General features: G+C 43.9%; 2 protein-coding genes. Both read left to right on the top strand.

Annotated elements, in window-relative coordinates:
* A partial coding sequence (locus tag JGK20_RS33955; protein ID WP_293233791.1) for a hypothetical protein occupies window positions 1–1,114 on the top strand: 1,114 nt, incomplete at its 5' end.
* A gap of 114 nt (window positions 1,115–1,228) precedes the next feature.
* Complete coding sequence (locus JGK20_RS33950; protein ID WP_293233789.1) at window positions 1,229–2,350, top strand: hypothetical protein; 1,122 nt, start codon at window positions 1,229–1,231, stop codon at window positions 2,348–2,350.
* The last annotated feature ends 113 nt before the right edge of the window (window positions 2,351–2,463 follow it).

The following is a 2,463-nucleotide window of genomic DNA, read 5'->3' as shown; positions in this document are numbered from 1 at the left end:
ATATCCGTTGGGGCCGAATCCGAAATTAGTGGCTGCTACTGAACCGGTGCCGGGGGTTTTAACTAATAATGTGACTCTTTCTGGTGATGGGAAGTATCTGATTGGTTCTTATCTTAATCTGGATGGTAGTGGTAGTGTTCGTATCTTTGATGCGGGGGAAATTACTAAGACTGTTGCAAATCCTGGGGACTACTGGATTGATGGACATTACAGAGGTGCAGGCAACTTTAATTTCCAGCCTTTGAGTCAACGGCGGGCAACTTTGAGCGATTTAACCCGCGTCCCCATTGAAGAGCTTAATCCTTTAATTTTGCCTCAGAATAGTACCCCTGGGATTCCTACTTTGATTGCGTCTGCTGGTAATCCTTTGGGGTTGATTGTAGCGCAGAAACCGCCTAGTTTTAAGGCACAAATAGAGAAATTGTTGAAAGCAGGGGCGATCGCTAACTACGATCGACTCATCGCTTTAATCATCAAAAGTAATGACCAGAATGACCTCAGATCCGTAGTCGATGATGTGCCTATGAGGAAGCTGATTGTAGATAGTTTTTCTTCCAAGCCAGAGATGGCTACTGTGCTGATGGCAGCTTTGCTTAAAGGAAAGCAATGGTGGGAAAATCCTCCATATAATGATTTTACTCGGCACTTTTTAGCTGACAAAAAAAATGACCCTCTGCCGTACACCGCGAACATGAACTGCTGGGAAATAATTTGGTATGCGGCATTTTTATGCAACCAAATGACTGGGGATAAAATTCGCTCTGCCATGGAGACAGTTGGTTATAAAAATCCTGTGTTTTCAGCTATGCGGCCAATAATGGGGTATCAAGATGGTTTACCCTTCTATCCCAAGCGAGGGCTTCCGGGTGAGCAAACACGTTTGCCCAAGCCCGGTCAACTTGTGTTTTTTAGAGATGAGAAAGCTCAAGATAGAAAACTTGCCGTCGGCGGAGATCCCGGTCACGTAGCTATTGCACTTAATTCTACACAACTTGTCAGTTTATGGAACCAACCGAACAAGAATAAAACCATACAGATTCTTGATGTCAGCCAATTAAAAGGCTACGTTCAGGTCGGTCAATCTTTGGATTTTTTCAAGGGTATACTTTGGTAGTTCGAGAAAGATATGTGGAAAAAGTTGTGTGTTGTATTAGTTTTTTTCAGTGCGTACCTAATTCTAACTATAGGAAGCATGCCTTTTTTAAAATCAGAGGAACCAAAAAGTGATATGAGTTGTCCAAAACTAGATATTTGGTCTATTGCTCTGCTTGAATGGAACAATCCAATTAAGCTAGATGTAGTAGATGTGGGGTGGCCAGACCCTAGTGTAGCTCAAATTACATATCTTGCTGGTCCTAAGTCTTATCCAATGAGACCTTACATAAAACAAACTTTTGCCAACTCAACAGGGCTAGCGAGCATAATTTCTCAAGGAGATGGAGAAACTCTGCCAGTGGCAGTTTTAATCGGAAAGACTACCAGAATAATCAAGCTTTTAAAACCGCCAGGAAATCTTAGTGCTCGCAGCGATGGTGGGGTATGGACAAATTACCCGTTATCTCACTATGACAGCACAGGAGCTTTGAAACGAGTTGTAGAACAAGTTTCTGGTGTACAGCTCGTAGGTGCCCAACAAGATGCTGTTTGGGTGATTGACTTAGATAGAGCTTGGTTTGTGAATGCTGAGGGTGATGTGCGCGGCCCTTATCCGTGGGGGGGATTTTACGCTTCAGTAGGATCAAAACAAGCTCTTTGTCATTTAAATCGAGACGCTACACGTCGCGTAGAATGTTTAGAACCGGATGGCAAAAAGCGCTATCCTCCTCTTTCACTGCCTCGCGAACGAACAGGAGGGCTGTTGTCTTTTTCAAATGATGGGCTCCTCACTGGAAATATTACTGGTGGTTCTTTAAATTATTACAATACAGGAGGCTTGGCTGCTAAATTAACTATAGAAAACGCTGGACTAACCCCAACAGGTGATGCCTTTGTTTCTGTCCGTGTTGATGATGAATGGGCTGATGTTTGCGTTAGTAATGGTATATCTCAACGGGTTTCTCTCAAATACGATGACCCGTTGCGATTTCCCATTCCACTGAGACTAAGTGTGGTTGCGGTTGAGGGGGAAAGAACGCTAGTTTACGGTTTCGATCGCGCTGTATGGTATAAGGGATCTCGCCCGGAAACAAGTTTTACAGTAGATGACAAGCGATATCGCAACGATATATTTCCTCATCACTGGCGCACTTCTACGAATTTTGTAACTGCGAACAGTTCAGATGGGACCATAATTTTGTCAACAAGTGGGCCAACTGGAATGGCACTGATTGGAATGCGTTGGCATCCTTGATTATGCTTACGTCGCGGACTCAGGGCGGGGTAGCATTTATGTCCTGGATGTCAATCCTGACTCGCCAAGCTATAACGAAGTTGTTCGGACTATCTCAGTTAATGCTACGTCAG

This window comes from Microcoleus sp. PH2017_05_CCC_O_A (assembly GCF_020738785.1).
GTDB lineage: Bacteria > Cyanobacteriota > Cyanobacteriia > Cyanobacteriales > Microcoleaceae > Microcoleus.
The sequence above is the reverse complement of the archived record's forward strand: the minus strand, read 5'-3'. Positions and strand labels throughout refer to the sequence as shown.

Bases quoted from the DNA above. Each gene is read 5' to 3' on its own strand.
- JGK20_RS33950 (WP_293233789.1), top strand. From the start codon at position 1,229: ATGAGTTGTCCAAAACTAGATATTTGGTCTATTGCTCTGCTTGAATGG.